This is a genomic window from Streptomyces sp. NPDC085900, assembly GCF_044540925.1.
Classification (GTDB): Bacteria; Actinomycetota; Actinomycetes; order Streptomycetales; family Streptomycetaceae; genus Streptomyces; species Streptomyces gilvifuscus.
In genome coordinates, this window is the sequence record NZ_JBITSP010000002.1 from 102,088 (window position 1) to 129,068 (window position 26,981).

Consider the following 26,981-nt stretch of genomic DNA (forward strand, 5'->3'; position numbering starts at 1 on the left):
GGTGTTCTCCCGGTGTGGGGTCATGGCCTCGGGGGCCGTGCGGACGACGAGGAGCGAGTATCCCCGACGCCGCCGCCCGCACCTGCGGCGGGGCCCGGGGTGCGCGGGCCGCATAGGCTGGTCGGATGCAGGACGAGTACCGCACAGTGGCCCGCGCGGGCGTGCACGAGACCGAGGTCAACCGCTCCCGCTTCCTGTGCGCCCTCGCCCCGGCGGCCACCGAGCAGGAGGCCCAGGACTTCGTCGCCGCCGTCCGCAAGGAGCACGCGGACGCCACCCACAACTGCTGGGCCTACGTCATCGGTGCCGACGCCTCGGTGCAGAAGGCGAGCGACGACGGCGAACCGGGCGGCACGGCCGGCGTCCCCATGCTGCAGATGCTGCTGCGCCGCGAGATGCGCTACGTCGTCGCCGTCGTCACCCGCTACTACGGCGGCGTCAAACTCGGCGCGGGCGGCCTCATCCGGGCCTACGGCGGCGCGGTCGGCGAGGCGCTCGACGCCCTCGGCACCCTCACCCGCCGCCGCTACCGGCTGGCCACGGTGACCGTCGACCACCAGCGCGCGGGCAAGGTGCAGAACGACCTGCGCTCCACCGGCCGCGAGGTACGTGACGTCCGTTACGGCGAGGCCGTCGCCATCGAGATCGCCCTGCCCGACGCCGACGTGGACGCCTTCCGGGCCTGGCTGGCCGATGCGACGGCCGGGACGGCGGGGTTCGAACTGGGCGGGGATGCTTACGGGGACGCGTGACGTCGGTCGCTGAGGTGCGTGGCAGGCGTGTGATGTTCTTCGTGAAACGGTCATAACGGGCCGGTGTAAGGCGGCTCATGACGGGCCGATACGGGAGTAACCGCCCGTGATGTCAGACCCGGCCGTTAGGGTCGGGGATCATGAGGCTGTTGCACACTTCCGACTGGCATCTCGGCCGGGCGTTCCACCGGGTCAACATGCTCGGGGCCCAGGCCGAGTTCATCGGCCACCTGGTCACGACCGTGCGCGAGCACGGCGTGGACGCGGTGGTCGTGTCGGGAGACGTGTACGACCGTGCGGTGCCCCCACTGGCCGCGGTCGAGCTGTTCGACGACGCCCTGCACCGCCTCGCCGACCTCGGCGTCCCGACGGTGATGATCTCCGGGAACCACGACTCGGCCCGCCGGCTCGGCGTCGGCGCCGGGCTCATCGGGCGCGCGGGCATCCACCTGCGCACCGAGCCGGCCGCGTGCGGGACACCGGTGGTGCTCACCGACGCCCACGGGGACGTGGCCTTCTACGGACTGCCCTACCTCGAACCGGCCCTGGTCAGGGACGAGTTCGGGGTGGAGAAGGCCGGTCACGAGACGGTGCTCGCGGCCGCCATGGAGCGCGTCCGCGCCGACCTCGCCACGCGCGCGCCCGGCACCCGCTCTGTGGTCCTCGCCCACGCCTTCGTCACCGGCGGCGAGGCCAGCGACAGCGAACGGGACATCACCGTCGGCGGGGTCGCCTCCGTGCCCGCCGGCGTCTTCGAGGGCGTCGACTACACGGCCCTGGGCCACCTGCACGGCTGCCAGACCATCACCGAGCGGGTCCGCTACTCCGGCTCCCCGCTGCCGTACTCCTTCTCCGAAGCCGACCACCGCAAGACCATGTGGCTGGTCGACCTCGATGCCGACGGCGCAGTCACCGCCGAACGCGTCGACTGCCCGGTGCCGCGCGCGTTGGCCCGCGTCCGGGGCACCCTGGAGGACCTGCTCGCCGACCCCCGTCTCGCGCCGCACGAGGAGGCGTGGGTCGAGGCCACCCTCACCGACGCCGTCCGCCCTGCCGACCCCATGGCCCGCCTCGCCGAGCGCTTCCCGCACACCCTCAGCCTGCTCTTCGACCCCGACCGGGCCCCGGACGACCCCGACGTGTCGTACGCCCGACGGCTCGCGGGCCGCAGCGACCAGGAGATCGCAGAGGACTTCGTCGCCCATGTGCGCGGCGCGGGACCCGACGAGCGCGAACGGATGGTGCTGCGGGACGCGTTCGACGCGGTGCGCGCGGACGAGGCCGTGCGGGAGGTGGCGCGGTGAGGCTGCACCGGCTGGACATCACCGCCTTCGGGCCCTTCGGCGGCTCCCAGTCCGTCGACTTCGACACCCTGTCCGCGGCCGGGCTGTTCCTCCTGCACGGACCGACCGGCGCCGGCAAGACGTCCGTCCTGGACGCCGTGTGCTACGCGCTGTACGGCACCGTCCCGGGCGCCCGCCAGAGCGGCCAGGGCCTGACCCTGCGCAGCGACCACGCCGCGACCGGCACCCGCACCGCGGTGACCCTCGAACTGACCGTCGCCGGGCGCCGGTTGGAGGTCACCCGGCAGCCACCCTGGGAGCGGCCCAAGAAGCGCGGCTCGGGCACCACCCTCGAAAAGGCGCAGAGCCGGCTGCGCGAGTACGACGCGACGGCCGCCGCCTGGAAGGACCTCAGCCGCTCCCACCAGGAGATCGGCGAGGAGATCACCCAGCTGCTCGGCATGAGCCGCGAGCAGTTCTGCCAGGTCGTGCTGTTGCCCCAGGGCGACTTCGCCCGCTTCCTGCGCGCCGACGCGGAATCCCGCGGCAGGCTGCTGGGCCGCCTCTTCGACACCCACCGCTTCGCCGAGGTCGAGAAACGCCTCGCCGAGCGCCGGCGTGCCGCCGAGGCCCGGGTCCGCGAGGGAGACGCGACCCTGCTGGCCGACGCACACCGCATGCAGCAGGCGGCCGGCGGCGCCATGACACTGCCGGAACTCCAGCCGGGCGAGCCGGGTCTGGCCGAAGCGGTGCTGACGGCCGCCGCCGTAGCCCGCGCGACCGCCCGCGAGCAGCTGACGATCGCCCGCTGCCGCCTGACGGCCGCGGAGTCCGCGCAGGCGGCGGCCGAGCGGGAACTGGGCGAGGCGCGCGAACTGGCCCGGCTGCAGCAGCGGTTCACCGAGGCCCGGGAGCGTGCCGCACGGCTGCACGAGCACGCCGACGCCCACCGGGCGGCGCAGGAACGCATGGAGCGGGCCCGCAAGGCCGAGGCGGTGGCGCCCGCCCTGGAACTGCGGGACGCGGCCGACGCCGAACACCGCAGGGCGGCCCAGGCGGAGGCACGGGCGCGTGCGCTGCTGCGCGACGCCTTCGCCGCCGAACGGCCGGCCGGCGCGCCGGGAGAAGGTTCCGGGGAAGTCACCGGTGACGTGGACGCGTCGGCCCACGCCGGGGCCTCCGGGCTCGCCGTCGCCGCGCGGCGGGCGGCCGAGGAGCTGGGCGGGCTGGAGTCGGCCCGCCGTGCCGAGCAGCGGCTGGGCGAACTCCTCGCGGAGCGCGCCGGGCTGGACCGGGAGGAGCGGGCCGACGCGGAGGTCCTGCAGGAGGCCGAGGCCTGGCTCGCCGGCTGGGAGGAGATCCGCACCGGCCTCCAGAGCGCCGTCGAGTCCGCCCAGGAGGCGGCCACCCGGGCCGAGCAGCTGGCCGTGCAAAGGGACCCCGCCCGCAGGAGGCTCGCCGCGGCCCGGCAGCGCGACCAGTTCGCGCGGGACACCGACGACGCCCAGCGGCAGGTGACCGCCGCCACGGAGCGCGCCCTGAAGGCCCGCGCCGAGTGGCTGGACGTCAAGGAACAGCGGCTGAACGGCATCGCCGCCGAGCTGGCCGCCCAGCTCACCGACGGTGAGCCCTGCGCGGTCTGCGGCGCCACCGAACACCCGGCACCGGCCCGCAAGGACGCGGGACACGTCGACCGGGAGACCGAGGAACGCGCGCTCGCCGCCTCCCAGCACGCCGACGACCAGCGCGCCGAGACCGAGCGCCGCCTCGGCGTCGTACAACGGGCACTGGCCGCCGCCGAGGGCGAGGCCGGCGACACGCCCACCGAACAACTGGCCTCCCAAGTACAGGAGTTGGAGCGCCTTTACGCCGAGGCGCGAAACGGGGCGTCCGCGCTGCACACCGCGAGCGAGCGGCTGCGCCAGGCCGAGCAGGAACACGAGCGGCGAGTCGCCGCCCGGCAGCAGGCCGCCGTACGGACCGCCTCCCGGGTCGCCCGCCGCGACGCCCTCGACGGGGAACGCGCAGCCCTGGAACAGGAGCTCACCCACGCGCGGGGCACCGCCGCGAGCGTCTCCGTCCGCGCCACCCAGCTGGAGCGCCGGGTCGCCCTGCTCACCGACGCCGCCGACACCGCGCGCGCCGCCGAGGACACCGCACAGCGGCTCAAGGACGCCGACGCCCGGCTCGCCGACGCCGCCTTCCGTGCCGGCTTCGACACCCCGCAGGCCGCGGCCGCCGCGCTCCTCGACGCGGCCGCCCACCGCGAACTGCAACACCGCCTGGACGCCTGGCAGTCCGAGGAGTCGGCGGTCCGCGCCGTGCTCGCCGAGGACGACACCGCGGCCGCCGCCCGGCGATCCCCGGCCGACCTCGCCGGCGCGCAGCAGGCAGCCGCCGCCGCGGCCCAGCGCCTGCGCGAGGCCGCCTCGGCCCGCGACGCGGCGGCCCGCCGCTGCGCCGAACTCGACCGGCTCTCCGCCCGTTCGGCCGAGGGCGTCCGCGCACTGGCACCGCTGCGCGAGGAGTACGACCGCGTGGCCCGCCTGGCCGCCCTCACGGCCGGCACCTCCGCGGAGAACGAGCGCAAGATGCGCCTGGAGTCGTACGTGTTGGCCGCCCGCCTGGAACAGGTGGCCGCCGCGGCGACCGTCCGCCTCCAGCGCATGTCCTCCGGCCGCTACACCCTGGTCCACTCCGACGACCGCGCCGGACGCGGCCGCAGCGGTCTCGGACTGCACGTCGTCGACGCCTGGACCGGACGCGAGCGTGACACGGCGACCCTGTCCGGCGGGGAGACCTTCTTCGCCTCCCTCGCCCTCGCCCTCGGCCTCGCGGACGTCGTCACGGACGAGGCGGGCGGGGTCCGCCTGGACACCCTCTTCATCGACGAGGGCTTCGGCAGCCTCGACGACCAGACCCTCGACGAGGTCCTCGACGTGCTCGACTCGCTGCGCGAACGCGACCGCAGCGTCGGCATCGTCAGCCACGTCGCCGACCTGAGACGGCGCATCCACGCCCAGCTGGAGGTCGTGAAGGGCAGATCGGGATCGCTGGTCCGGCAGCGCGGTCAGTGACCCAGCGGGCGCCGGGGCAGCGGTGAGGAGTACACGACGCTCGTCGTCACCGAACCGAGCGACCCGATCTTCCCCGACACCTCCTCCAGGTGCCGCATCGAGCGGGCGGCGACCTTGATGACGAAGCAGTCGTCGCCCGTCACATGGTGCGCCTCCAGGATCTCGGGCGTCACGGCGACCAGGTCGTGGAAGGGCTTGTAGTTGCCGGTCGGGTAGCGCAGCCGGACGAACGCGAGGATCGGCAGCCCCAGCCGCTCGGGGTCCACGACGGCGGCGTACCCCTGGATGACCCCCGCCTCCTCCAGCCGCCGCACCCGCTCGGTGACCGCGCTCGGCGACATGGACACGGCACGGGCCAGCTCGGCGAAACTGGCCCGTCCCTCACGCTGCAGGACGTCGAGGATGCGCCAGTCGGTGGCGTCCGGGGAAAACACGGTCATGCCCGAGGAATAGCAGGGGAATCCCCGGTCGAGCAAGGAGAGGGCCGTGGAACAAGCCTTCAAGGTGCCGGTCGGCGACCGTAGATTCCTTGCCGTAGCGAGAACGTCGTGGCGAACGTGCGTCGTAGCGGACGTCCCTAGCCGCGAAAGAACGTCGTAGCGAGAGAACGTCGGCGAAAGGCCAGATCATGACCAGCACCACCACCGCCGTGAACCCCGTCCTGCGTGTCGCCCCGGCGGCCCCGGCCGAGGCCGCCGCCCACTTCCGGGCGAGCCTCGCCTTCCACGCCGACGTCTCCGACGTGGCCGCCGCGCTCGCGGCCGACGGCGATCCCGGCTTCGTCGTCCTGGACTCCCGCTCCGCCGAGTCCTGGGACCAGGGCCACATCCCCGGCGCCGTCCACCTGCCGACCGCGCTCATCCCCGAACAGGCGGAAGCGCTCCTCGACAAGTCCGTGCCGGTCGTCACCTACTGCTGGGGCCCCGGCTGCAACGGCGCGACCCGGGCCGCGCTCGCCCTCGCCGAACTCGGCTACCCCGTCAAGGAGATGCTCGGCGGTTTCGAGTACTGGGCACGCGAGGGTTTCGCGTACGAGACCTGGGAGGGCGCCGGCCGCCGCGCCGCCGACCCGCTGACGGCGCCGGTGGGCACGGAGGACTGCGGCTGTTGATGCTTCGCCCGGTATGACCGGTCACGATGGGTGGCCCCTATGGAGGGTTGGGGGACACCGAAAACGTGGGACTTCCCTGCGTGTAGGTTCTTGCGCCATGGTGCGATACGCGGATCCCGGGGCGTTGGAGTGGGTGGAGTCGGGCGGCGGCCCGCTCATAGCGGTGCCGGAGACGGTCCTGCCGTTCTGGGCGGGCGCGGACGGCGAGGAGACCGCCTCCGACTACGACCGCGCCTGCGAGGTCGACGGGGTCGTCGGCCTGCTCCCGGTCGGCGACTCGGCGGCCCTCGTCCTCGGCGACGAACCCGCCTCCACCGCCTACCTGCCGGAACACGGCGCCTTCGTACGGTGGTGCGCCGCGAACTCCGAGGACGAGCTGCTGTCCGGCGTCCCGGCCGCCCTCGCCACGGCAGACTGGGAGAACGAGGTGCGCTGGGAAGTGCCGGGCGCGGTCGTCCTGTTCGACTCGGCCTGGCCCGGCAGTGAGACCGGACGCACGGACTGCCTGAAGGTCCCCCTCCAGCCGGGCAGTTACGCCGTCCGCGCGGCCAACGTCCAGCCCGGCCCCGAAACTTGGCTCGGCCTCGTACAGCTTCGGCGGCTCGACTGACCCGAGTCCCCTCTGCCGACGGGTCGTTGGCAGGAGCTCGACCACCCGGTCCGCCTCGCAGTGTGGCTCTACGTCAACGAGGCGGACCGGACCACCGGGGAGTCAGCGACTCCCCGGGCGGATTCCGGCGCTGATCACAGTCGGGCCAGCTCGTCCACCAGGTCGTCCAGGCCCAGCGAGCCCTGCGAGAGCGCGGCCATGTGCCAGGCCTTGAGGTCGAAGGACTCGCCATGCTGCTCGCGGGCCTTCTCCCGGCCCAGCAGCCAGGCCCGTTCGCCGAGCTTGTAGCCGATCGCCTGGCCCGGGATGGTCAGATAGCGGGTCAGCTCGCTCTCCACGAAGTCCGCCGGACGGCTGCTGTGCGCGCCGAAGAACTCCTGGGCCAACTCGGGCGTCCAGCGCTCACCCGGGTGGAACGGGGAGTCCGCCGGGATCTCGAGCTCCAGGTGCATGCCGATGTCGACGATGACCCGGGCCGCCCGCATCATCTGCGCGTCCAGGTAGCCGAGCCGCTGCTCCGCGTCCTTGAGATAGCCGAGCTCGTCCATCAGCCGCTCCGCGTACAGCGCCCAGCCCTCGGCGTTGGCGCTGACTCCGCCGAGCGTGGCCTGGTAGCGGGAGAGGTTCTCGGCGACGTGCGCCCACTGCGCCAGCTGCAGATGATGCCCCGGCACGCCCTCGTGGTACCAGGTGGAGACCAGGTCGTAGACCGGGAAACGGGTCTGGCCCATCGTCGGCAGCCAGGTGCGTCCCGGACGGGAGAAGTCCTCGGAGGGCGGCGTGTAGTACGGCGCCGCCGCACCCCCGGGCGGGGCGATGCACGACTCCACCTTCCTTACCCGCTCGGCGAGTTCGAAGTGCGTGCCGTCGAGGTCGGCGATCGCCTGGTCCATCAGGCCCTGCAGCCAGTCGCGGACCTCGTCGACGCCGTCGATGTGCTTGCCGTGCTCGTCGAGGTGCGCGAGCGCCACCCACGGGGTCTCGGCGCCGGGCAGGATCTTCTCGGCCTCCCGCTTCATCTCGCCGAGCAGCCGGTGGAACTCCGACCACCCGTACGCGTAAGCCTCGTCCAGATCGAGGTCGGTGCCGTTGAAGTAGCGGGCCCAGCGGGCGTAGCGCTCGCGGCCGACTGTGTCCGGCGCGCCCTCGATCGCCGGCGCGTACACGTCGCGCATCCAGTCCCGCAGCTCCACGACCGCCGCCGTCGCCCCACGGGCGGCCTCGTCCAGCTCCGCGCGCAGCGCCTCGGGGCCGGCCGAGGCGAAGTCCTCGAACCAGCCGCGGCCCTTGCCGTCGGTGTCCGACCACTCGGTGAGCTGTCCGATGAACGTGGCGGTCGGCCGCGGTGCCCCGTACAGCTTGCGCTCCAGCCCGAGCTCCAGGGACTCCCGGTAGCCGGCCAGCGCGGCCGGCACCCCGCGCAGCCGCTCGGCGATCGCCGCCCAGTCCTCGTCGGTCCCGTTCGGCGTCACGGTGAACACCTCGCGCACCGAGTGCACCGGCGTGCCCAGGTTGCCGACCCGGCGCAGGCCCTCCTCGGCCTCGTGCACGGCGAGCTCCGCGGTGAGCCGCTCGCGCAGCAGCCGGCCGCACCGGCGCTCGACGTCACTGTCCGCGCCGGGCTGCCGTTCGGCCTCGTCGAGCCGGGCCAGGGTGCGGCGCGCCAACTGAGCCAGCGCCTCCTGGCCGGCGGGCGAGAGGTCGGGCAGTTTGCTGGAACTCTCCTTCACGCCGAGGTACGTACCGGTCACCGGGTCGAGGGCGATGACCTCGTCGACGTACGCGTCGGCGACCTGACGGGGCAGCATGTTCGTGGTCTGCGACATGCGGTCCATCCTGGTGGACGGTCCGGCGCACGTCACCCCGATTGTGCCGAGGGCGAAGGCGGCAGCAGCGGCCCGCAGTCCCACTGCTGGAAGATCAGGCGCGTCTCCACCCGGGCCACTTCCCGCCGGGACGTGAACTCGTCCAGCACCAGACGCTGCAGATCCGCCATGTCCGCGACGGCCACATGGACGAGGTAGTCGTCCGGTCCGGTCAGGTGGAAGACGGTACGGGACTCCGGCAGGGCCCGGATGCGCTCCACGAACGGTCCCACCAGCTCCCGTCGATGCGGCCTGACCTGCACCGACAGCAGGGCCTCGAGCCCCCGCCCGAGCTTGGCCGGATCGAGCCGCAGCTGGTGTCCGAGGATCACCCCGCAGCGGCGCAGCCGCGTCACCCGGTCCAGGCACGTCGAGGCCGCGACGCCCACCTGCGCGGCGAGGTCACGGTAGGTGGTCCGGGCGTCGTTCTGCAGCAGGCGCAGAAGATGGAGGTCCACCGGATCCAGTACGACAGATTCGGCCATCGGCCGAACGTAGCACGGTGTCCGGCCCGTGTGACCCGGCCGTTGTTCACGCTTCGGGCATGGAGTCCACGAGAGCTCTGGCCACCGAGGCCGTGCACGCCGGCCGCGACGACCTCGCCCGGCAGGGGCTGCACGCCCCGCCCATCGACCTGTCGACCACCTACCCCTCGTACGACAGCCGTGGCGAGGCGGCCCGCATCGACGCGTTCGCCACCACGGGCGCCGAGCCCGACGGCCCGCCCGTCTACGGCCGCCTGGGCAACCCCACCGTCGCCCGCTTCGAGACCGCGCTCGCCCGCCTGGAGGGCACGGAGTCCGCGGTCGCCTTCGCCAGCGGGATGGCCGCGCTGAGCGCGGTCCTGCTCGTACGCGCCTCGCTGGGCCTGCGCCATGTCGTCGCCGTACGCCCCCTGTACGGCTGCAGCGATCACCTGCTCACCGCGGGACTGCTCGGCTCCGAGGTGACCTGGACCGACCCGGCCGGCATCGCCGACGCCCTGCGCCCGGACACCGGGCTGGTGATGGTGGAGTCCCCGGCCAATCCGACGCTCGCCGAGGTCGACCTGCGCGCCGTCGCCCACGCGTGCGGCTCCGTCCCTCTCCTGGCGGACAACACCTTCGCCACACCGGTCCTCCAGCGCCCGGCCGCCCTCGGTGCGCGGCTGGTGCTGCACAGCGCCACCAAGTACCTCGGCGGACACGGCGACGTGATGGCGGGCGTGGTCGCCTGCGACGAGGAGTTCGCCGGCCGGCTGCGCCAGGTCCGCTTCGCCACCGGCGGCGTCCTGCACCCGCTCGCCGGCTACCTCCTCCTGCGCGGTCTGTCGACCCTGCCGGTCCGCGTCCGCGCCGCCTCCGCCAACGCCGCCGAACTCGTCCGCCGCCTTTCCGCCGACCCGCGCGTCACCCGGGTCCACTACCCGCGCATCGGCGGCGCGATGATCGCCTTCGAGACGGCCGGCGACCCGCACGAGGTCATCGCCGCGGTCCGCTTGATCACCCCGGCGGTCAGCCTGGGCAGCGTCGACACCCTCATCCAGCACCCGGCGTCGATCAGCCACCGCATCGTGGACGCGGACGACCGCCGGGGCTCCGGGGTCGGCGACCGGCTGCTGCGGATGTCGGTGGGCCTGGAGGACGTGGACGACCTGTGGGCCGACCTGGACCAGGCGCTGGGGGAGCCCCCGACGAGGGGCACGGGGAACCGCGCGGGCGGGCACGATGCACTCGCGCCCGCCGACGCGGCCCCGGCCGCTACGGCGCTTCCGCGTTGGTGACCCTCACCAGCCCGGCGTCCACCCCCAGCCGAGCCGTGATGACCAGGGTGCCCTCCTCGATCTGGTAGTCGAGGGGGAGCCCCAGGCCCCGCATGGCCGCGACCATCCCGGTGTTGGAGGCCTGCGTCACGGCGTACACGCTCTCGCAGCCGGCCTCGGCGGCCATCGCCACCAGCCGCTCCAGGAGCTCCGCGCCGATGCCCCGCCGCTGCCACTTGTCCTCGACGAGCAGCGCGACCTCGGTCTCGTCCCCGTCCCACAGCAGATGCCCGAGCCCGACGACGCGGCCCGAAGCGGTCTGCACGGCGAGTGTCCGGCCGAAGCGCGGGCTGAGCAGGTGGTTCAGATAGCGGTCCGCGTCCCCGATCGGCCCGTGGTAGCGCATGGAGAGCGTCCGGGAGGAGCACCGTTCGTGCATCTCCCGCGCCGCCTCCAGGTCACCCGGGCCGGCCCGGCGCACCGTGATCTCGTTGCCCTCGGGCAGCGTCAGTACGTCTCTGCCGCGCGGCACCCGCGGCCCGAGCCGCGCGTCCAGCTCCACCAGCGCCCGCGCCCGGGCGAACTCGGTCGGGGTGAACGGCAGATACGGCCGCTCCACGGTGATCACGCCGCCTTCCGGTGCCCGCAGCCGCATCACCGTGTCCTCCAGCACCCCGTCCAACGGCACGCCCTCCGGGCCGCGGCCGCCCCCCACCGGCGTGGCCGGCAGCTGGCGGATGGTGCACCGGCCCAGCAACTGCCTGAGCGCCAGCGGCAGTTCCGCCGCGTCCAGGGCGGTGCGGGCCGCCAGGCCGAGCACCCGGGTCGGCGCGTCCACCAGGTCGTGGGCGTCGGCCCGCTCCATCCAGGTGTCGACGCCCCCGGCCCGCGCGACCACCTGCGTGAGCTTGGAGGCCATGAGACCTTCGGGAGCCCGCAGCAGGAACTCGTCGACGGTGCCCTCGGCCAGCGGATGCGTCTGCAGGCTCAGGATGTCGACGCGCTGCCCGGCGAGCGCCATGCACAGGGCCGCCAGCGACCCCGGTTCGTCCTTCACGGTCGTCCGCATCCGCCACAACACGCTCTCGTCCGGCCCGGCCTGCCGCTCACTGGGCAGCGGCCGGGCACCGGTATCGCCCGCCGGCGGCGCGTGTCCGTGGCGGCGTGACCACCACGTCTGGAACACCGAGGCGAGTCCGGCCACGCCGCTCCGCCCGTGGTGCCCGCAACGGGCCTGTCCCTCTGGTGTCACATCAGACATGTCTCGACTCATGGAACCACTGTGAAGGAAACGTGTTGCGTGATCACGAACGGTTTGTGACTGATCGGTAAAGCGTGCTTATGTTCCTTTTGTTGATTTCTATACGATTGAAGCGTGCGGTTTTCCGCTCATGCGGCGATCTCCCATGTCAGCGCGGTGCGCAACCGCCGAGCCTGCGCCACGATCCGGGACGAGCCGCGCCGGTCCGCGGTCTGCGCGAGGTGCGGTATCTCACCCCGGGCCCCACAACGTTCGGCGGACTCCGCGGCCACGGCGAGCAGTTCCCCGAGCCCCCGGGCCGACGCTCCCGCGCCGCCCGTCGCGAACTCGGCGAGCAGGAGGGGCAGCGTGTGCCGGAGCGTCTCCCAGACGGTGGCGTCGGCGCCCGTGGCCGCCGAGGTCCGGGCCGACTCCGCGAGCCGCAGCGGCTTGACCGCGCCGCGCCGGACCAGCTGCCCGAGGTCCGCGCCGAGCCGCGCCGGGTCGAGCTGACCGCGTGCCGCCAGCGTCAACAGCGCGTCCACGGCGGCGAGCCGGTCCTCCGCATGCCGGGCACCGAGCCCGTAGGCCAGGCCCAGGTGCACGGCCTCGCCGGCCTCGCCGCCGGACTCGGCGAGCTGCGGCAGGACGGCGGCACCCCGGTCGTCGTCCACGGCCAGGGCCGACAGGTCCCGCAGCAGGCGTACGGCGACGAGCTCCCGCCGCTCGGGCAGCACGGCCAGCCAGTGCTGACGTGCGTCGTCGTTCCAGTGGTGGCAGTACCAGCGGTCGGTGAAGACCCCCACCGGCCGGCCCAGATGCCGGTACTCCTCCGGGAAGTCCCGCTGCAACTGAGGCAGTTCATCGCACTCCAGCAGGATGCGGCTGCCCGAGATCCGGCGCCGGGTCACCGGCTGCGCGTCGTCCGGTGCGCCCAGCCAGCCGGCGAGCCGTGCGCCCTCCCTCGTGCCGAGGGCCGCGGCGCGCTCGGCGGCCCGCCCGGCCGCCGGCCGGTCCGCGCGCCGCACTCGCAGCAGCGCCTGCGCGAAGTCCGCCGCCGACACCCGCGCGCCCAGCCGCCGGTACTCGGCCAGCCGGTCCACCAACTCGTCCGGCTCCAGCAGGCCCGTGCTCCAGGTCGGGGTCGACAGCAGGAAGGGCAGTGGGTCCGTCCGCAGGCGGTACGCGACCTCCCACAGCCGGGCGGCGAAGGCCCGGCTCAGGGCGCTGTGCCCGCACTCGCGGGGCGTGGAACCGTGCTGGACGACCGCGTGCAGTGTTCCGAGCTCCACCTTTCCGAGGAGGGTGGCCAGGAGGAGGTCGAGGCCGTCCTCCGCGTCCGAGACGGAGAAGTCGCTCCTGCTGAACCGGCTCTGGTACCGCAGACCGCTGTCGGCGTCGTTCCACCAGCGCCGGGCGAGCACCGGCCCGAGCGCCTCCACCAGGGCCTCCCGGTCGTGGTGGACGTGGCGCACCAGACCGTCCAGCACCCTCTCGAACCCGGCCACACCGGGCTCGGTCTCCATAGCCGCCCCCACCTCCTCGGCGACCTCGGCCGCGGACACCGGAGCGGGTTCGAGGCGCGTGGGCAGCGGGACGGGCGGGAGCACCTCCTCGTACGGTTCGGGGTCCACCGAGGCGGCCGCGGTGCCCAGGAGCCGGACCGCGCGGACGCGCAGACCCGGGATCAAGTTCTCGGCCTCCGCCGCGATCTCCCCGCGCACCTCGGTGCCGTCCGCCTTCTTCAGGTGCCGCTCCACCAGCTTCAGCGCCCGCTCCTGCACGTCCGAGTCCTCGTGGCCGAAGGCGCGGGCGACCACGGGCAGCAGCTCGTCGGCCGCGCCGGCGTCGCGGGCGAGGACCTTGCCGAGCAGCACGAGCTGGGCGCGCACCAGCTTCTTCTCGGTGCGGAAGAGCACAGCGGACGACATCTCCGCCAACCGTCGGCTGCTCAGTTCGCCGTCGAGGGCCAGGGCGGACAGCACCGCCTGGGCGTGCGCGGCCACGGGGGAGACCGCGTCGCAGGCCAGCGCCAGCCAGTCGGCCCTCCGCTGCCGTTCCTCGTCCCCGGTCAGGTCCAGGCCCTTCAACAACCGCAGGAAGAAACGCTGTTCGGTGGTGGTACCGCCCCGCAGCAGACGGGCCACGCACGCGTCGATCATCACCTCGCGCTCCACGAGCCTCTCTGCGGCCAGCCCCGACAGCGCACCCGTCCAGCTGTCCGGCCCGTCGCCCCGCGGCCATTCGAGCAGGCCGCCGATGTCGTTCGTCTCGAACAGCGCCGCCACGAGCTCTTCGAGATGCGGATCCTGGCGCATGCGGTCGAGCAGCGTGCCCCCGCGCTGCCAGGCCCAGCCCACGTGCCCCATCCAGCCCCGCACGTACGCGTCCGTGGTCGGCACCGGGCAGCCCGACAGCCGTACCAGCCCCGACATCAGTTCGTACGGCACCCCGGAGGCGGCCGGGCGCTGGGCGAGCCGGTGCGTCAGATCGGCCAGCCACTCCGGGGAACGGTCGCCGAGCAGCCGCAGCAGCAGGGCCGCGGACGTCCCCGACCAGCGCATGTCGGCGGCGGCGATCCAGGACGCGACGGCTGCCGCACCCGTCTGACAGGCCACCCCGGCCGCATACAGCGCCGGATACGCGCGACGGGACGCCGCGTCCCAGGGGGCTGCTCTGAGCTCCTTGCGCAGGGCCTTCAACTCCGGGAAAGCGGAACGCCGTTCGGCATCCGTCAGCTCGTCGAGCAGACCGACCACCTCGGCCGTCCGGCCGGCCCGTACCGCTTCCATCAACGCGCTCATCGCGCACCCCCGTCGACTCGAACCGTCTCCTGCTGTGCCACGGCACCCCGCCGCACCATCCGCACCGCCAGCGCGTGCTTGCACGGCCCGCGTCCACCCCGGTACCTCGCCCACCACTGGCAGCTGCAGCTGAGCACCCCCGACTCGTCGCGCACCCGGTGCACATGGCCGTCCTCGGCCGTGACCGTCCCCAGGGCGCCCTCCAGCGCGACGGCGCCCGCGGCCACCAGCGCCCGGGCCGAGCGCAGCCGGGGGTTGTGGCGCTCCACGCGCTCGGCGTCGTAGGGGAGTTCACGGTGGAAGTAGGCCGCCTCCGCGGTGTCGTACCCGACGCGGCCCGAGGTGCCCAGGCGCACCAGGGCCGCCCGCACCCGCTCGGCCGTGAGGCCGCAGGAGGCGGCGAGGTCGGCGATGTCGATGCGGGGTTCCCAGGCGAGCAGCACGGAGACCAGCTCCGCGTCCTCGGCGGCCTCGTCCGTGGCCAGCGCGTCCAGCACGCCGCCCTCGCCGGAGAAGCCCCGCGAGGCGTCGGGCGACAGGGTGAGCGTGAGCCGCATCCCCGGCAGCACGGCCTCCCAGGCGCAGGCAGTGGAGGCGCTGCCGGTGGCCGCGGGCCCGTAGACCCGCAGGGCGGTCGCGTGCCGCAGCACGCGCTGCAGCGCGACCAGCCGCTCCGGGCCGGGCAGGCACACCGCGCCCGGCACCGCCCGGGTGGTCGGCCGCAGTCCACGGCCGGCCGGCACCACCCACCGCGGCCCGGTCGTGGCGCCCCGCCCACCCCCGCGGGGCAGGATGCGGAGGAACCGGACGGCCTCGGCGGCGGAGAGCTCGGCCCGCAGGTCGAAGCCGGCCGCGATGACCTGCGCCTCCGCGAACCCGCGCAGCCAGCGGTCGGGCAGCGGCACCTTCTTCTCGACGACCGGCCCGTCCAGCGTGGTCACCGCCAGTTCCTCGGGGCCGACCCGGAGATGAAGCGGGTCGTCGGAACCGATACGGGAAAGGGCCTCGCGCAGCGGGTTGTTGACGTCGACGTTCGTCGTGCCGTGCCCGACCTCGTCGCCGTCGAGGCCCGCCGCCAGCACGTCGAGGCGGGCGTAGACCCCGCCGCAGCCCGAGAACGACTCGAAGCGCAGCCGGTCGCCGTTGCCCGTCACCACCGGGTCCAGCTAGGCGGGCAGCTGCCGCTGGTAGTACCGGGCGGCCGCCACGTCCGCCACCGCCAGCAGCCCCGCGGACGCCGCCTGGGGCGACGTCAGAAAGCCCGCGAAGAAGCGCGGATGGTCCTCGGCGCCGGTGGGCGTCGCACCCCGTGAGGTCTCGAGTCCCAGGCGTCGCCCGCCCGCCGAGGACTCCAGCACGGAGGGTCGGCGATAGGCCACGGCCTGCAAAGATCGCGTCATGGAAAGACCGTAGAGGCGACCACTGACAATCGGCCCTGACCTGTGAAAACGAGCCCTCGGCAGGGGAGTTGGCGGCTACGGGACAGGGCCGCGCGCCAGGGGATGACGCCGGTGCGCGGCCCTGTTGAGAGGGTACGGCAGTTACTGGCCGACCAGCCCCGGCCGCAGGGTCTTCGTGAACAGCACAGTGCCGTCGTACTCGCGCAGCCGCACCGTCAGCTCACCGCTGTCGCCGTCGATGTCGACCTCGCCGAAGAACTGGTAGCCCTCGGCCGGCGACACGTTCGCGGCGGTCGGGGCCTTCACGAACACCCGGTCCGGGCCGAAGGTGCCGTCGAGCGCGTTCGCGGGGAAGGCGCCGGCGTTCAGCGGGCCGGAGACGAACTCCCAGAACGGCTCGAAGTCCTTGAACGCGGCCCGCGAGGGGTCGTAGTGCTGGGCCGAGGTGTGGTGGACGTCGGCGGTCAGCCACACCGTGCCGGTGATCCGGCGGTGCTTGACGAACCGCAGCAGTTCGGCGATCTGCAGCTCGCGGCCGAGCGGCGCGCCCGGGTCGCCCTGGGCGACGGCCTCGAAGTTCGCCTTGCCCTCCACCGGGTCCGGCACGACCAGGCCGAGCGGCATGTCCGCGGCGATCACCTTCCACACGGCACGCGACCGGGACAGCTCGCGCTTGAGCCACCGCAGCTGTTCGGCGCCGAGGATGCCCTGCGGGTCGGTGGTCTGGTCGTCGGGCGAGTTGGCGTTGCGGTAGGTCCGCATGTCGAGGACGAACACGTCCAGCAGCGGGCCGTGGTTGACCACGCGGTAGATCCGGCCGTCCGGGCGGCCGCTGACCGTGGAGATGGGGAAGTACTCGGAGAAGGCCCGCCGCGAGCGCACGGCGAGGTCGTCGAGCCTGGTGCCGGCCGGGTAGGCGGTGCCGGTGCCGATGACCTCACCCGGGTACCAGTTGTTGCGGACCTCGTGGTCGTCCCACTGGACGATGTTCGGCACCTGGGCGTTGAAGCGGCGCAGCGCCTGATCCAGCAGGTTGTAGCGGAAGTTGCCGCGGAAGTCGTCCAGCGTGACCGCGACGTGCGACTTCTCCTCGGTGGTGAGGTTGCGGTAGACGCTGCCGTCGGGCAGTGCCTGCGTCGCCGGGATGACGCCGTCGGCGTAGATGTTGTCGCCGCTGCACAGGAAGAAGTCCGGGTCGACCTTCGCCATGGCGTCGAAGATGCGGTAGCCGCCGATCGACTCGTTGATGCCCCAGCCCTGGCCCGCCAGGTCTCCGGACCACACGAACCGCACACCCTGGCGCCGCTTCGCGGGCGCCGTGCGGAACGTGCCGGTGACCGGCTCGCCGGTGCGGCGCGGGTCGTCCGGGTCGGCGAGCAGTACGCGGTAGTGGATCTGCTCGCCCGCGGGGAGCCCGTGCAGCCGGGTCGTGCCGGTGAAGTCCGAGTCCGCGCCGAGCAGCGGCCCTTGCCATCTGCGCGGGTGGCGGAACGACTCGGTGGCCGACGTCTCGACGACCATCCGGGCGGGACGGTCCGACCGCACCCACACCAGACCGGAGTCCCGGGTGACGTCACCCGCCTGCACACCCCAGTCCGCCCTGGGACGACCGGAGAGCGCGAAAGCCGGTGCCGCGGACACGGCGGTGGGCAGGGCCAGGGCCGCGGACGCGGCGAGGGAGCCGCGCAGCACGCTGCGGCGGCCGGGGAACGGACGGTGTGACATGGATGCGCCTCCAGGGACGGGATCCGGCCGGTGTGCGATGCCACAACTACTGGTGCGCCGCAGCGCACACGGAAACCACAAGTGAACAACTGGCCGCGGGAGCGGGTGGACCGACGCGCGCGAGGAACGAAACGCCGGCTCCGGGAGGAGCAACCCGGCGTGCGGACATGTGAGCCGTACGGCCGGGCGATCCCCCGGTCGTGCCCGGCCCGGAGGGGTCCGGTCGTGCCCGGCCCCTCCGCTCACACGGCCGCCGCCATCAGGCGCACACCCGCCCGGATCCGTCCGGGTGACAGATGCGCGTAACCGAGGACCAGGCGCACACCGTCGTCGCCGTCGCCGTGTTCGGCACGCGCGTGCGTGTACGCGCTCAGCGGGCGTACGGCCACCCCGGCGGCCCGCACGCGCGCGAGGAAGCGCTCCTCGGGGCCGTACCGGGCGGGAAGGGCGGCGATGACGTGCAGGCCCGCGGCGATCCCGGTCAGCTTCGCCCCCGGGAAGTCCTCCGCCAGCGCGGCGACGAGGGTGTCGCGCCGCTCCCGGTAGGCACGCTGGCAGCGGCGCAACTGGCGGTCGTAGTCGCCGCGTTCCACGAAGCGGGCGAACAGCGCCTGGTCCAGGGCGGGATGGCCGAGATCCATCGTCCGTTTGCGTTCGACGATCTCCTCGGACAGCGACCGCGGGACGAGCAGCCAGCCGAGCCGCAGGCCCGGGGCGAGGGACTTGCTGACCGAGCCCGCGTAGGCCACGTGCTCCGGGTCGAGCCCCTGAAGGGCGCCCACCGGGGCGCGGTCGTAGCGGAAGTCGCCGTCGTAGTCGTCCTCCAGGACCAGTCCGTCCACGGACCGCGCCCAGTCGAGGAGTTCGGCACGGCGGCGCGCCGAGTAGGCGATGCCGGTGGGGAACTGATGGGACGGCGTGGCCGTCACGGCCCGCAGCCCCGACTCCCGCAGCGCTTCGATGCGCAGTCCTTCCCCGTCCAGCGGCACCGGAACGGTGGTGACCCCCGCCGAGGCGTACAGCGCGTCGTGCTGAGGGCTCCCGGGATCCTCGACGCCGACCTCGCGCACTCCGCGCGCGTGCAGCACGAACCCGAGCAGTGCCGTCGCCTGCGCCACCCCGGAGACCACCACGAGGCGTTCCGGGTCGGCCACCACGCCCCGGCGCCGCGTCAGCAGCTCGGCCAGCGCCGTGCGCAGCCGGGGCAGTCCGCGCGGGTCGGGATAGCCGAGGTCGTCGTGCGGCAGCCGGGCCAGCACATCGCGCTGCGCGGCCGCCCAGGCGGCGCGCGGGAACAGCGACAGGTCCGGCGTCCCGGCCACGAAGTCGGCCTCGGTGCCGGGGGAGCGCGGCGCGAGGTCACGCGCGCGTGGCGGCGCCGCCCGCACGGCGCCGCCCACCCAGGTGCCGGCGCCCCGCCCGCTGCGCAGATACCCCTCGGCCGTCAGCTGCTCGTACGCCCCGGTGACCAGCCCCCGCGAGACGCCGAGGTCGGCGGCGAGATCCCGGCTCGACGGCAGCCTGGTACCCGGCGGCAGCCGCCCCGAGCGCACCGCCTCCCGGAGCGCGGCCTGCAGTGAACGGCCACGCGTGCGTGCGGGAGCGGAGACGGCGGGCAGCAGCAGCTCCCAGGCGGGCGAGGCACTGTGGTCCGTGCCCGTGCCTCCGGCCGGCTTCTCGGCACCGGCCTCGTCCGGATTGGTCCCCGATGGCGTCATGGAAATGGATCTTAAACCGGGCCGCCGCCGTACCTAGCGTCTCCGGCATGAACGCCACCGCCGCCCGTGGAGCACTGCTCGCCGCGCTCGCCGCCGTCCTCGTCGGAGGTTCCTTCACCGCCAACAGCGTCCTGGGCCAGTACCCGTACGCCGGAGGCCAGTTCCTGCGCTACGGACTGGCCTGCCTGCTGCTGATCCCGCTCGCCGGCCGCGGCTCGGCGGCCCGGTTGCGCATGCTCGGGCTCCGTCAGTGGGGCCGGCTCGCCGCCCTGGCCGCGGTGGGCATGGTCGGCTTCAACCTGGCCGTGCTCGCCGCCGAGCGCACCGCGGAACCGGCGGTCCCCGGCGTCTTCGTCGGCTGCGCCCCGGTCGTCGTGGCCGTCGCGGTGCCGCTCCTGGAGGGGCGCGAACCCCGGCGCACCGTGCTGTACGGGGCCTCGCTCGTCGCGGTCGGCGCGTTCACGGTCCAGGGGTGGGGCCGTACGGACGGCACCGGGATCGCCTTCTCCGCCTGCGCGCTGGCCGGTGAGGTGGGCTTCGCCGTCCTCGCCGTCCCCGTGCTGCGGCCGCTGGGGCCCCGGCTGCTGTCCGCCACGGTGTGCGGCGTCGCGGCCGTCGAGTCGGCCGTCACCGGCCTGCTTCTGGACGGCGCGGCGTGGCTGCGCCGCCCCGACGGCGCCGAGGCCGCCGCGCTGCTGTGGCAGGCGGCGGTGGTCACCGTCGTCGGCTTCGTGTGCTGGTACGTCGGCATGCAGCGGATCGGTGCCGAGCGCGCGACGCTGTTCTCCGGCCTCATCCCGGTCGCCGCCGCCTGCACCGCCCCGCTCGTCGGAACGGGCTCCTACGGGCCCGCCCAGGCCGTCGGCAGCGCCCTGGTGGGCGCCGGAGTCGCCCTCGGCTCCGGCGCGTTGAGCCGGCGGCCGGCCGGGTCAGCGGCTGCCGTCGAGGATGACGCGGGCCACCAGCGCCGGGTCGTCGTTCATCGGGCAGTGCCCGCAGCCGGGCAGCCGCACCAGACGGGCCCGCGGAATGATCTGCTTGGCGCGCACTCCCTGACGGCGCACGAGCAGCATGTCCCTGGTGCCCCAGGCCACGGTGACCGGCAGATCGGGGATGTCGTCGGTGAACTGCACGGCGGTACCGGCGCGGAGCGTCGCGTCGAACCCCGTGGCCCGGGCGAGGGCCAGCGTCTCGGCGACCACGGCGTCGGGTGAACGGCGGCCGGGGCGGGCGTAGATGGTGCTCGTCAGCATCGTCCGGCCGGCCGCCGACCGGGACAGCCGCTGCACCAGCGGAAGCGGCAGGCGCTGCGCGATGCGGCGCATGGTGAGCAGCACGCCGAAGGCGTAACGCCGCTCGGCCTCGGACCAGAAGCCGGCCGGCGACAGCGCGGTGACCGACCGGACGAGCTTCTCGCGGGCCAGCTCCAGGGCCAGCAGCCCGCCGAGGGAGTTGCCCGCCACATGCGGCCGGTCGAGCTCCAGAGCTTCGCAGAACGCGCCGAACACGGCGGTCGTGGTGGCCAGGTCGTAGGCCAGGCCGTCCGGGAGCCCCGGGGAGGCGCCGAACCCGGGGAGATCCACGGTGATCACCTCGCGCTCGGTGGCGAGGATGTCCACCACCGGGTCCCAGGCCTGCCGGTGGTGACCGATGCCGTGCAGCAGGAGCAGCGGTGCGCCGCTGCCCACGCGCGCGTAGGAGACGGTCACGGGCTGCGGGCCGCGTGGAGAGGGGACCTTGAAGGAGACGGTGGCGGACATGGGGGTGCTCCTCGTCTGGGGCTCACTGACGGACGCCGGGTAGACAGCTTGTCAGCAATTGCTACCGACGGGTAGCCCCCAGTTCACGCGACCTCGCGGCCGTACCCCGTTCCGTGCCCCGCTCAACGCGCGGTGCCTCGTGCCCCGCTCAACGCGCGCTGCGGATCTCCATGTTGAACTCGCCGTGCCCGAAGTGCCGGAACAGGTCGACCCACAGCGGCAGCGCCATCTCCACGGCGCGAGCCGACCGGATGCCGCCCAGGTCCAGCACCCGGTGCGACGGCCATCCGAACTCCCCGAGCAGGGCGGTGACCTGCTCCTTGGCCGCCGCGTCCTCGCCGCACACGAAGATCTGGTGTTCGCCCGGTACCAGGGTCGGTTCCACCATCACCTTGCAGTTGACGGTGTTGAGGGACTTCACCACGCGCGCGTGCGGGAACGCCCGCTGGATCTGCTCACCCACGCTGTCCGACTCGACGGGGTCCAGCCGCAGCTGCCCGTCCTCGAACGCCAGGGGATTGCTGACGTCGATGACGACCTTGCCGTCGAGGTTCGCCGCCCCGGCCGCCTCCAGCGCCGACAGCGCCACCCGTCCGCCCACGGCGACGAAGACCACCTCGGCCGACGAGGCCGCCTCCTCGAACGTGCCCGACCGGGCGCCCGCTCCGGCATCCCGCGCCCACTCCAGGGCGGTCGGATTGTCCTTGCTGCGAGAACCCAGCGTCACCTCGTGGCCCAGGTCGACCAGCTTCCCGGCCAGCGTCCGGCCCACCTCGCCCGTGCCCAGAACCGCGTACCGCATCGCAACCTCCGCCACTCCGGTCCGCCGACCACCGGCGGCCCCCACGCCATTCTGCTCCGCGCACGCCGATTTCTCCTGGACATGTCCCCACACGTCGCGTGGGATGGACGACGTGACCACCGACACCGCCACCGACGTCTTCGAAGATCACCGCCCCGTCCTGCTGGGAGTCGCCTACCGCATGCTCGGGCGGGTGGCCGACGCGGAGGACGTCGTCCAGGAGGCCTGGCTCCGCTGGTCCGGCGCGGACCGCGGCGACGTCCGTGAACCGCGCGCCTACCTGGTGCGCGTCACCACCCGCCTCGCCATCGACCGGCTGCGCCAGGTCAAGGCGCGCAACGAGGCGTACGTCGGCCCGTGGCTGCCCGAGCCGTACGCGACCGACTTCGGAGACACCGTCCCCGACACCGCCGAGAAGGCCGTCCTCGCCGACTCCGTGTCCCTGGCCGTTCTGGTCGTCCTGGAGTCGCTGTCACCCCTGGAGCGGGCGGTGTTCGTCCTGCGGGAGGCCTTCGGCTATCCGTACGCGGAGATCGCCTCCATGCTCGACCGGGGCGAGGCCGCGGTGCGGCAGCTCGCCGGGCGGGCCCGCAGGCATGTCGAGGAGCGCAGGCCGCGCTACGAGGTCGACCCCGGCCGACGCCGCGAGCTCACCGAGCGCTTCCTGGCCGCCGCCGGGGAGGGCGACCTGGAGGGGCTGATGGCGCTGCTGGCGCCCGACGTACGTCTCGTGGGCGACAGCGGCGGCAAGTCGCGGGCGCCGCTGCGCGTGCTGGAGACCGCCGACAAGGTGGGCCGGTTCGTCATCGGCGCCGCCGCAAAGGGCCTGCCGGACCCGTCCTTCCGCTTCATGGAGCTCAACGGCGGGCCGGCTCTCGTCGTCCTGTCCGCGGGGAGGCCCGACAGCGTCTTCCAATTGGACGTCTTCGACGGCCGGATCCAGTCGGTCTACATCATCCGCAACCCTGACAAGCTGCTGTCGCTGCCGATCACATAGACAGCGTTTTCTGTCCGTACTTCGCAACCGCTCTCTGCGTTCGCTATGGGATCGAGGATTGGTCTTGACCAAGGGTGGGGGCCGCCCTATGGTCGCAGATAAGTGCAACAACCTTTAATAAACAAGGGCGCTAAAACGCCGCCGGACCACGGCGATTGCGGAGGACAGGGTGGGGACCACGCAGCTGGAAACGGTGCCGGAACCGAAGTACTGGCATCTCAAGACAGTGCTCAGTGAGGCACTGGAGTCCGAATTCTCCGTGGGCGAGATCCTTCCCAACGAGCGCGATCTCGCCGCCCGTTTCGGCGTCGCCCGTGCCACGCTCCGCCAGGCGCTGGAGCAGCTCGAACTGGAAGGCCGACTGCAGCGCCGCCGCGGGGTCGGCACCACTGTTGCGCCCCCGCGCGTGGGCGTCGCCGTCGGCACCGAGCAGCACGCCTGGCCGGGCGCGGGCAACGACGTCTGGCAGGCCGTGGACTGCGCGGTCGCAGCCCCGCCCGCGGCAGTCGCCGCCGTGCTGGAGACCGGCCGGGAGGAGGCCGTGTACACCGTGCGGCGCTCCCGGGTGTCGCACGGCCAGCCCGTCGCGGCGGAGCTGCTCTACGTCCCGGCCTCCTCGGTACCGGAGCTGTCCGCCATAGACGCCCCGTCGGGACCGGCACGCGCGCGTGCGGTCCTGCGCGAGCTGCAGCGACTCGAGCTGGAGGGCCAGGAGAGCGCCGTCGAGCTGGGCTCGGCCCGTGCGGACGACGCCAAGGAGCTGGACCGTCTTCCCGGCGCTCCCGTCCTGGTCGTCACCACTCGCTTCCTCGCCGACGGCCGCACGGCCGCGCTGTCCGTCGCCACCTACCGCGCCGACACCTGCCGGCTGACCTTCGGCGACTCGGGTGGCGTGGAGATCCACCAGGACCCCGAGCGCCGGGCCTCCTGACCCTCGTACCACCACAGGGATCGTGCGCCCCGGAACTCACCCGGGGCGCAGCCGTTTCACCGGCCAGGTGATCCGTTCAGCGGCGTGCCGTCACCGTGCCCTCCACCGCGAAGAGTTGTTCCTCCACGTGGTCGAGGGCCAGGCGCAGCGCGCCGGTCGCGACCGCGGCCTCGCCCAGGAGGGACAGCGTGACCTTCGGCGGGCGCAGGCAGTAGCGGGCCAACTCGCGGCGCAGCGGCTCCAGTACGCCGTCCAGGCCGGTGGCCCAGCCGCCGACGACGACGAGTTCCGGGTCCAGGGCGAGGGCCAGGGCGGCGACGTCGTGCACGAGACGCTGGATGAAGCGCTCGACGGCCGCGCGGGCCCGCTGGTCGCCCTTCCGGGCCTGCGCGAAGACCTCGGCGACGGCCTGTTCGTCCAACGGGTGCAAGGGCTCGTCCGTGGTGGACAGCAGGGTCTCGGGCGTCACCTCGCGGCCCAGCAGATGCAGCGCGCCGATCTCGCCCGCCGCCCCGCCGTACCCGCGATGCAGCCGCCCGCCGATCAGCGACCCGGCACCAGGGCTCAGCCCGGCCAGCACGAACACGACGTCGTCGGACTCGGTCGCCGCGCCCTTCCAGTGCTCGGCGACCGCAGCGGCGTTGGCGTCGTTCTCGACCAGCACCGGGCACTTGAAGGACCGGCTCAGGCGTTCGCCGAGACGCAGCCCCGTCCACTCGGGGAGCGCGGCGCACAGTCGTACGGTGCCGTCGGCCTCGACGACGCCCGGCGAGGCCACGCCCACGGCGCGCAGCGAGTCACGGGCGACCCCGGCCCGGCGCAGCAGCTCGGCCACCGCCGTGCGCAGCCGCTCCAGCCGCTCGTCGGCGGACGCCGACTCGTCGACGTCCTTGGCGACCGCGCCCAGCACCCGCCCGTCCAGGTCTGCAAGCAGCGCGGCGACCCGGTGCGAGCCGATGTCCAGACCCAGCAGATGCCCTGCCTCGGCCCGGAACCTGAACCGCCGCGCGGGCCGCCCCTGACGTCGTACGACACTCTCGTCCGGGGCCTTCTCGACGACGTATCCCGCCTCGATGAGCCCTTCCACGACGCCCTCGACCGTCGGCCGGGACAGTCCGGTCACCCGGGTGATCTCCGTCAGCGTCGCCGCGTCCGTGGCGCGCAACGCGTGCAGTACCACCGCGGAGTTGATCCTTCGCAGCAGCGAGGGATCCCCGCCGGTCAGCCGCCCCAACGTCCGTCCTCCCAGCTCGTGCGCGTGTTGGCCGGATCGTACTCGCAGCGGCGGACACCGGCGAGTGCCGGGCCGCCCGGGCGGCGGATCACCCCGGCGTCACGAACCCCGACTCGTACGCGGCGATCACGGCCTGCGTGCGATCCCGGGCGCCCAGCTTCGCCAGCACGGAGCTGACGTGCGACTTCACCGTCTCCGTGCCGACGACCAGCCGGGCGGCGATCTCCGCGTTCGACAGCCCGCGGGCCATCAGCCGCAGCACCTCGCCCTCCCGCTCCGTCAGCTGTGCCCGCTCCAGCGCCTCCCGGGCCGCCCGGTTCCCGCCCCCGTCCCCGAACTCTGCGGCCAGCCGCCGGACGGACGCCGGGAACAGCAGCGACTCGCCCTCGGCGACCAGCCGTACCGCCTGCACGATCTCGGCCGGCCGCGCCCGCTTCAGCAGGAAGCCGTCCGCTCCGGCCCGCAGCGCCTCGTAGACGTACTCGTCGTTCTCGAACGTCGTCACCACCAGGATCTTCGGCGGGTCCTGGACCGTCCGCAGCACCGCGCGCGTGGCCTCGATGCCGTCCAGGAGCGGCATGCGCACGTCCATGGCGACGACGTCCGGACGCAGCTGCCGCACCAGCGGGATCACCGCCGCGCCGTCGGCCGCCTCCCCGACGACCTCGATGTCGGACTGCGCCTCCAGCACGGCACGCAGCCCCGCGCGTACGAGGGGCTCGTCGTCGACGAGGAGAACGGTCACCGGCATCCGGCCAGCGTAGATCAACTCACCGGCAGCTCCACATGCACCTGCCACTCGCCGTCGGCGGGGCCGGTCCGCGCGCGGCCACCCAGCAGGGCCGCACGCTCGCGTATGCCGCGCAGTCCGCTGCCCCCGCCGGCCCCGGCCGTGTCGCCGGTCAGCGGATTGCGCACCTCCAGCACCAGCCGCCCGTCCGCGACGTCGACGCCGACGCGCACCGGGACGGCTCCCGCGTGCCGCAGGACGTTCGTCAGGGCCTCCTGAAGGATGCGGTAGCCCTCGCGGGAGACCGGGCCGGGGACCGACTCCAACGGGCCCGAGACATCCGCGTCGATCTTGGCCCCGGAGGCGCGGGCGGACTCCAGCAGCCGGTCGGCGTCGGTGAGCGTGGGCCGGCTGCCGACCGGGCGCCCGGACTCGCGCAGCACGCCGAGCACGCGCTCCAGGTCCTCCAGGGCGGCCCGGCCGGTCTCCTCGATGGCGGCCAGCGCCCGGTCCGTGAAGGCGGGATCACCGGCCGCACGGGCGGCGCCCGCCTGCACCACGGCCACGGTCAGCGCGTGACCGATGGAGTCGTGCAGCTCACGGGCGATCCGGGTGCGCTCCAGAAGCTGGTCGGTGCGCTCCTCCAGAGCGGCGAGGCGCTCGGCGGCGGACGGCCCGAGGAGGGCACGGGCGACGGCCGTCGCCAGCCTGCCGAGGCCGACGACGACGCCGTACAGCGCGAGCAGGGGCAGCGGGGCGGCGAGCGCCCAGGCCCAGTGCCCCGGTATGTCCCGCAGGACCGGCACCTCGCCGCCGGGATCGCCGAGGGCGGCCCGGACCAGCCCGTAGCACGTGACGGGCAGCCAGACGCAGGCGAACGCCGCCAACGCGCCCAGCACAAGGCGCACTTCGAGCCAGACCGTGGTGCGCAGCCGGTCGCGCCAGGTCGTCGACGGCGCCATCGAGAAGCCCGCGTCCGGTTCCCCGGGCGTCAGCATCCAGCGGGCCTGCACGCCCTCACCCGTGCGCACGGCCGGGATCAGCCCGACCGGAGCCAGCAGCAGCGCCGGCACCCACGGCCATGACGGGCCGATGAACATCCACACGCTGACGAACAGCATCGGCACCCACAGGTGCAGCAGCCGTGTGTAGGTCGTCCCCCGGAGCAACGGGCGCAGAAAGCGGGCCATTTCGTCATCGT

At 73.7% G+C, this 26,981-nt stretch carries 20 protein-coding genes and 2 pseudogenes; 9 read left to right on the top strand and 13 right to left on the bottom strand.

Annotated features, from left to right (window positions below; translation table 11 throughout):
• Nucleotides 1-125 precede the first annotated feature (125 nt).
• The 3 genes from ACIGDI_RS05235 (at nucleotide 126) to ACIGDI_RS05245 (ending at nucleotide 5,112) form a co-directional block, all read left to right on the top strand.
• Nucleotides 126-752 carry a YigZ family protein gene (locus ACIGDI_RS05235; protein WP_399890754.1) on the top strand — a complete coding sequence of 209 codons (627 nt, stop codon included), beginning with the start codon at nucleotides 126-128 and terminating at the stop codon, nucleotides 750-752.
• 140 nt (nucleotides 753-892) lie between these two features.
• Nucleotides 893-2,056 (top strand): exonuclease SbcCD subunit D, encoded by a 1,164-nt coding sequence (locus ACIGDI_RS05240; protein ID WP_399890757.1) that lies wholly within the window; start codon nucleotides 893-895, stop codon nucleotides 2,054-2,056.
• Nucleotides 2,053-5,112: an AAA family ATPase gene (locus ACIGDI_RS05245; protein ID WP_399890760.1), complete on the top strand. Its 3,060-nt coding sequence runs from the start codon at nucleotides 2,053-2,055 to the stop codon at nucleotides 5,110-5,112. Before ACIGDI_RS05240 ends, ACIGDI_RS05245 begins: the two co-directional genes overlap by 4 nt.
• Here ACIGDI_RS05245 and ACIGDI_RS05250 read toward each other — a convergent pair.
• Entirely contained in the window at nucleotides 5,106-5,552 is a 447-nt protein-coding gene (locus tag ACIGDI_RS05250) for an Lrp/AsnC family transcriptional regulator (RefSeq protein WP_200699197.1), read from the bottom strand. The genes ACIGDI_RS05245 and ACIGDI_RS05250 overlap by 7 nt on opposite strands.
• 188 nt (nucleotides 5,553-5,740) lie before the next feature.
• Between ACIGDI_RS05250 and ACIGDI_RS05255 the strand changes: the two genes are divergently transcribed.
• Together ACIGDI_RS05255 and ACIGDI_RS05260 are read left to right on the top strand one after the other, a co-directional pair.
• On the top strand, nucleotides 5,741-6,223 hold the full coding sequence (locus tag ACIGDI_RS05255; protein ID WP_399890763.1) for a rhodanese-like domain-containing protein: 483 nt from the start codon (nucleotides 5,741-5,743) through the stop codon (nucleotides 6,221-6,223).
• A gap of 97 nt (nucleotides 6,224-6,320) precedes the next feature.
• Entirely contained in the window at nucleotides 6,321-6,833 is a 513-nt protein-coding gene (locus tag ACIGDI_RS05260; RefSeq protein ID WP_200699199.1) for an immunity 21 family protein, read from the top strand.
• 134 nt (nucleotides 6,834-6,967) lie between these two features.
• Here the strand turns inward: ACIGDI_RS05260 and ACIGDI_RS05265 are convergent, their stop codons facing one another.
• Together ACIGDI_RS05265 and ACIGDI_RS05270 are read right to left on the bottom strand one after the other, a co-directional pair.
• Nucleotides 6,968-8,659, bottom strand: coding sequence for a DUF885 domain-containing protein (locus tag ACIGDI_RS05265; RefSeq protein WP_399890766.1), 1,692 nt, complete (start codon nucleotides 8,657-8,659; stop codon nucleotides 6,968-6,970).
• Between the two features lie 32 nt (nucleotides 8,660-8,691).
• A complete protein-coding gene (locus ACIGDI_RS05270) occupies nucleotides 8,692-9,183 on the bottom strand; it encodes an Lrp/AsnC family transcriptional regulator (RefSeq protein ID WP_399890769.1) in 492 nt (163 codons plus the stop codon).
• Between the two features lie 59 nt (nucleotides 9,184-9,242).
• On the opposite strand from ACIGDI_RS05270, the gene ACIGDI_RS05275 reads away from it, so the two are divergent.
• The gene (locus ACIGDI_RS05275) at nucleotides 9,243-10,460 is read left to right on the top strand and encodes a trans-sulfuration enzyme family protein (RefSeq protein WP_399890772.1); all 1,218 of its coding nucleotides are present in this window, start codon (nucleotides 9,243-9,245) and stop codon (nucleotides 10,458-10,460) included.
• Here the strand turns inward: ACIGDI_RS05275 and ACIGDI_RS05280 are convergent.
• From ACIGDI_RS05280 to ACIGDI_RS05300, 5 genes and pseudogenes are all read right to left on the bottom strand, one after another.
• Nucleotides 10,438-11,712, bottom strand: coding sequence for a GNAT family N-acetyltransferase (locus ACIGDI_RS05280; RefSeq protein ID WP_399890774.1), 1,275 nt, complete (start codon nucleotides 11,710-11,712; stop codon nucleotides 10,438-10,440). The genes ACIGDI_RS05275 and ACIGDI_RS05280 overlap by 23 nt on opposite strands.
• A 116-nt stretch (nucleotides 11,713-11,828) precedes the next feature.
• Nucleotides 11,829-14,483: a DUF6493 family protein gene (locus tag ACIGDI_RS05285; RefSeq protein WP_399890777.1), complete on the bottom strand. Its 2,655-nt coding sequence runs from the start codon at nucleotides 14,481-14,483 to the stop codon at nucleotides 11,829-11,831.
• Nucleotides 14,480-15,883: pseudogene (locus tag ACIGDI_RS05290) on the bottom strand (SWIM zinc finger family protein). The gene ACIGDI_RS05285 and the pseudogene ACIGDI_RS05290 overlap by 4 nt, the downstream one beginning before the upstream one ends.
• A 141-nt stretch (nucleotides 15,884-16,024) precedes the next feature.
• Nucleotides 16,025-17,608 (bottom strand): alkaline phosphatase D family protein, encoded by a 1,584-nt coding sequence (locus ACIGDI_RS05295; protein WP_399890780.1) that lies wholly within the window; start codon nucleotides 17,606-17,608, stop codon nucleotides 16,025-16,027.
• A gap of 242 nt (nucleotides 17,609-17,850) precedes the next feature.
• Nucleotides 17,851-19,326 (bottom strand): PLP-dependent aminotransferase family protein, encoded by a 1,476-nt coding sequence (locus ACIGDI_RS05300; protein WP_399890783.1) that lies wholly within the window; start codon nucleotides 19,324-19,326, stop codon nucleotides 17,851-17,853.
• Nucleotides 19,327-19,373: 47 nt separating this feature from the next.
• Between ACIGDI_RS05300 and ACIGDI_RS05305 the strand changes: the two are divergent.
• A pseudogene (locus ACIGDI_RS05305) lies at nucleotides 19,374-20,162 on the top strand (DMT family transporter); the annotation flags it as partial.
• 93 nt (nucleotides 20,163-20,255) lie between these two features.
• Here ACIGDI_RS05305 and ACIGDI_RS05310 read toward each other — a convergent pair.
• Together ACIGDI_RS05310 and ACIGDI_RS05315 are read right to left on the bottom strand one after the other, a co-directional pair.
• Entirely contained in the window at nucleotides 20,256-21,086 is an 831-nt protein-coding gene (locus tag ACIGDI_RS05310) for an alpha/beta fold hydrolase (RefSeq protein ID WP_399890786.1), read from the bottom strand.
• 148 nt (nucleotides 21,087-21,234) lie between these two features.
• Nucleotides 21,235-21,888: an NADPH-dependent F420 reductase gene (locus ACIGDI_RS05315; RefSeq protein WP_399890789.1), complete on the bottom strand. Its 654-nt coding sequence runs from the start codon at nucleotides 21,886-21,888 to the stop codon at nucleotides 21,235-21,237.
• Nucleotides 21,889-22,000: 112 nt separating this feature from the next.
• On the opposite strand from ACIGDI_RS05315, the gene ACIGDI_RS05320 reads away from it, so the two are divergent.
• Nucleotides 22,001-22,885, top strand: coding sequence for an RNA polymerase sigma-70 factor (locus ACIGDI_RS05320; protein ID WP_399890792.1), 885 nt, complete (start codon nucleotides 22,001-22,003; stop codon nucleotides 22,883-22,885).
• 169 nt (nucleotides 22,886-23,054) lie between these two features.
• Nucleotides 23,055-23,816 carry a GntR family transcriptional regulator gene (locus tag ACIGDI_RS05325; protein ID WP_399890795.1) on the top strand — a complete coding sequence of 254 codons (762 nt, stop codon included), beginning with the start codon at nucleotides 23,055-23,057 and terminating at the stop codon, nucleotides 23,814-23,816.
• A gap of 76 nt (nucleotides 23,817-23,892) precedes the next feature.
• On the opposite strand, the gene ACIGDI_RS05330 is transcribed toward ACIGDI_RS05325, so the two are convergent.
• From ACIGDI_RS05330 to ACIGDI_RS05340, 3 genes are all read right to left on the bottom strand, one after another.
• Nucleotides 23,893-25,050 carry an ROK family transcriptional regulator gene (locus ACIGDI_RS05330; RefSeq protein ID WP_390629661.1) on the bottom strand — a complete coding sequence of 386 codons (1,158 nt, stop codon included), beginning with the start codon at nucleotides 25,048-25,050 and terminating at the stop codon, nucleotides 23,893-23,895.
• Nucleotides 25,051-25,138: 88 nt separating this feature from the next.
• Nucleotides 25,139-25,801, bottom strand: a complete 663-nt coding sequence (locus tag ACIGDI_RS05335) for a response regulator (protein ID WP_399890798.1) — start codon at nucleotides 25,799-25,801, stop codon at nucleotides 25,139-25,141.
• A gap of 14 nt (nucleotides 25,802-25,815) precedes the next feature.
• The gene (locus tag ACIGDI_RS05340; RefSeq protein ID WP_399890801.1) at nucleotides 25,816-26,970 is read right to left on the bottom strand and encodes a sensor histidine kinase; all 1,155 of its coding nucleotides are present in this window, start codon (nucleotides 26,968-26,970) and stop codon (nucleotides 25,816-25,818) included.
• Between the last annotated feature and the right edge of the window lie 11 nt (nucleotides 26,971-26,981).